Origin of the sequence: Coleofasciculus sp. FACHB-712, assembly GCF_014695635.1 — a bacterium.
Classification (GTDB): domain Bacteria; phylum Cyanobacteriota; class Cyanobacteriia; order Cyanobacteriales; family FACHB-T130; genus FACHB-T130.
In genome coordinates this window covers 1-2,728 of record NZ_JACJOQ010000293.1, presented here as the reverse complement: position 1 = coordinate 2,728, position 2,728 = coordinate 1, and the positions used below count along the sequence as shown (strand labels likewise).

The following is a 2,728-nucleotide window of genomic DNA, read 5'->3' as shown; positions in this document are numbered from 1 at the left end:
GATGGCGATGAGCGATCGCGGTAGCCTAATCGTCCGAATAATCAGGTGATCCGCAGACCCATCAAACGCTGTCAACGCTGCATAAATGGTGCTTGCAGAAATGTCGGCTGCACCATAGCCAATACTGACCACCAGGCAAATTAGGAGAATCAGGAGGCTCAGAATTAAGCCGACAAGCAGAGAGGGTCGTGGCTGTATAAATCCTAAGATTTCCCCGATTAACCGATTTTTTACTATTTTCTGGATTGGTGCCAAATCTATCGATGCCTTTTGCCTTGTGTTTATTGCTATAGCAACCCTAAATATGCTGTCGTAACGTCAAGCGCCTCGGAACGATGAGAAACCGCCGCTTTGGTGCGCTCAACCAGGAAACTAGAAATTACTTTAGACTTATTGCGATTATTTATCAATATCTTTGCGGAAATTATCCTTGAATTGCCAGTCATACAAGGATTCCAGATTTCAACAACGGCAAACCCCGCAGTTGCCTGGTGAGTCAAAGTTGCAGTCTGGCATAACATTGAGAAAACATCACCAGGCTGGATATGGCAGTTGAAACTGTTACACTTCAAATTCCAGAAATACTCTATCAGCGTTTAGTTAATACTGCTAATGCAACGCAGCGCCCTGTTGAAGAAGTCATGCTTCATGCCTTACAAATAGGTAGCCCCCCGGAATGGGATGATGTGCCAGAGGAGTTTCAGGCTGACATTGCTGCCTTGGATAAACTTGATGACAAGACGCTATGGCAGATTGTTAATAGCCGCAAAACAGCAGTAGAGATGGAACGATATAATACCCTGCTTGAGGGCAATTCTAGCGGTACGCTGATAGAGGGAGAACGCTTAGAACTAATGGCGCTGCGGCACGAGGCTGACCTTTTCATGTTAAAAAAAGCTCACGCAGCAGTATTACTCCGATGGCGGGGACATCGCGTGCCAACCCCTTAAGATATCGTGTCTGCATACATACCGGAAAGTTTACGAAATCAAATCGCCGATAGCGATCGCGGGCGTTGCTGCTATTGCTTAACCAGTGAAGCTAATAGTGGAATTGCCATGACGCACGATCATATTCAGCCTGTTTCTAAAGGTGGAGAGACAAGCTTTGAGAATATTTGTTTAGCTTGTCGTTCATGCAATGAATTTAAGGGTGACTCAACCGAGGCGATAGATCCTTTGACGGGCGAAACTGTGACTCTTTTCAACCCACGCACGCAAATATGGTCTGACCATTTTGCCTGGAGTCCTGACAGCACAAGGGTTGAAGGTCTTACAGTGATTGGTCGGGCTACAATTGTTCGTCTGCGAATGAATAACCCAGTTATCATGGCCGCTAGGAGGCGTTGGGCAGTCAGTGGTTGGCATCCTCCGACTGACTAATCTTGAACAAAAGCTAATTTAATTAACTTAAAAATTAATTCCCAGCGAAATTAAGACGATATGAAAAAACTCATCAATAACTCCGATAATGTAGTGCGCGAAAGCCTGGAAGGAATGGCAGCAGCGCATCCCGATTTAATTAAAGTCCACTTTGACCCCCACTTTATCTATCGCGTCGAGGCACCCATTCCTGGCAAAGTCGCCCTCATCTCCGGGGGGGGTAGCGGACACGAACCGATGCATGGTGGTTTTGTCGGTTTGGGGATGCTGGATGCGGCTTGTCCGGGTGAAGTCTTTACTTCTCCTACGCCTGACCAGATGCTGGAAGCTGCCAAAATGGTTACAGGGGGTGCGGGTGTCCTCAATATCGTCAAGAATTACAGCGGCGATGTGATGAACTTCGAGATGGCAGCAGAACTCGCGCACTCAGAGGACATTCTGGTACGCAATATCTTGATTGATGATGATATCGCCGTCAAAGATAGCCTTTATACTCAAGGGCGTCGGGGTGTCGGCGCGACGGTACTCGCTGAAAAAATCTGCGGTGCTGCTGCCCAACAAGGTTACGATCTCAAGCAGGTTGCCAACCTCTGTCGCCAAGTTAACCTCAACGGGCATAGCATGGGAATGGCGCTGACTTCTTGCACCGTCCCTGCCAAAGGTAGCCCAACTTTTAGTTTGGGGGATGATGAAATAGAATCCGGCATCGGCATTCACGGAGAACCGGGACGACAGCGAATGTCCTTGAAGTCAGCCGATGAAATTACCGAGATGCTAGCGGTTTCTATCATCGAAGACAGAGATTACACCCGCACCGTGCGCGAGTGGGATGCAGATAAGGGAGAATGGGTGGAACAGGAACTCACTGACCCTGCGTTTGAAAGTGGCGATCGCGTTCTTGCCTTTGTCAACAGTATGGGCGGCACTCCCCTTTCTGAGTTGTACATTGTCTATCGAAAATTAGCAGAAATCTGCGAAAAGAAAAAACTTCAAATTGTTCGTAATTTAATTGGCCCTTACATCACCTCTTTGGATATGCAAGGATTTTCCATCACTCTACTGAAGTTAGATGATGAGATGATTCAACTTTGGGATGCACCCGTGAAGACACCAGCTTTAAGGTGGGGAATATAAAAGAGTTTAGAGTTGTAGAGACGCAACAAATCGCGTCTGAGTTTAGAGTTTTGAATATGGTCAGTAAAGAACAAATCCTGCAATGGTTGCAAGCCGTAGCAGTAGTTTTAGAACAAAATAAGGATTATCTAACCGAACTAGACGCGGCAATTGGAGATGCTGACCACGGCATCAATATGAACCGGGGTTTTCAAAAAGTGGCGACTCAGCTA

General features: G+C 46.9%; 4 protein-coding genes and 2 pseudogenes. 4 read left to right on the top strand and 2 right to left on the bottom strand.

The features are described 5' to 3' along the window. Positions 1-255 (bottom strand): annotated as a pseudogene (locus tag H6F50_RS07815) (hypothetical protein); the annotation flags it as partial. Positions 256-287: 32 nt separating this feature from the next. Continuing rightward, positions 288-521, bottom strand: a complete 234-nt coding sequence (locus H6F50_RS07810; protein ID WP_190428132.1) for a hypothetical protein — start codon at positions 519-521, stop codon at positions 288-290. Positions 522-545: 24 nt separating this feature from the next. Between H6F50_RS07810 and H6F50_RS07805 the strand changes: the two genes are divergently transcribed. The 4 genes and pseudogenes from H6F50_RS07805 to H6F50_RS27890 form a co-directional block, all read left to right on the top strand. Next, positions 546-950: a hypothetical protein gene (locus H6F50_RS07805; protein WP_190428129.1), complete on the top strand. Its 405-nt coding sequence runs from the start codon at positions 546-548 to the stop codon at positions 948-950. A gap of 6 nt (positions 951-956) precedes the next feature. Continuing rightward, on the top strand, positions 957-1,382 hold the full coding sequence (locus H6F50_RS07800; protein ID WP_190428128.1) for an HNH endonuclease: 426 nt from the start codon (positions 957-959) through the stop codon (positions 1,380-1,382). 60 nt (positions 1,383-1,442) lie between these two features. Then, a complete protein-coding gene (gene dhaK, locus H6F50_RS07795; RefSeq protein WP_190428125.1) occupies positions 1,443-2,516 on the top strand; it encodes a dihydroxyacetone kinase subunit DhaK in 1,074 nt (357 codons plus the stop codon). 56 nt (positions 2,517-2,572) lie between these two features. Continuing rightward, a pseudogene (locus H6F50_RS27890) lies at positions 2,573-2,728 on the top strand (dihydroxyacetone kinase); the annotation flags it as partial.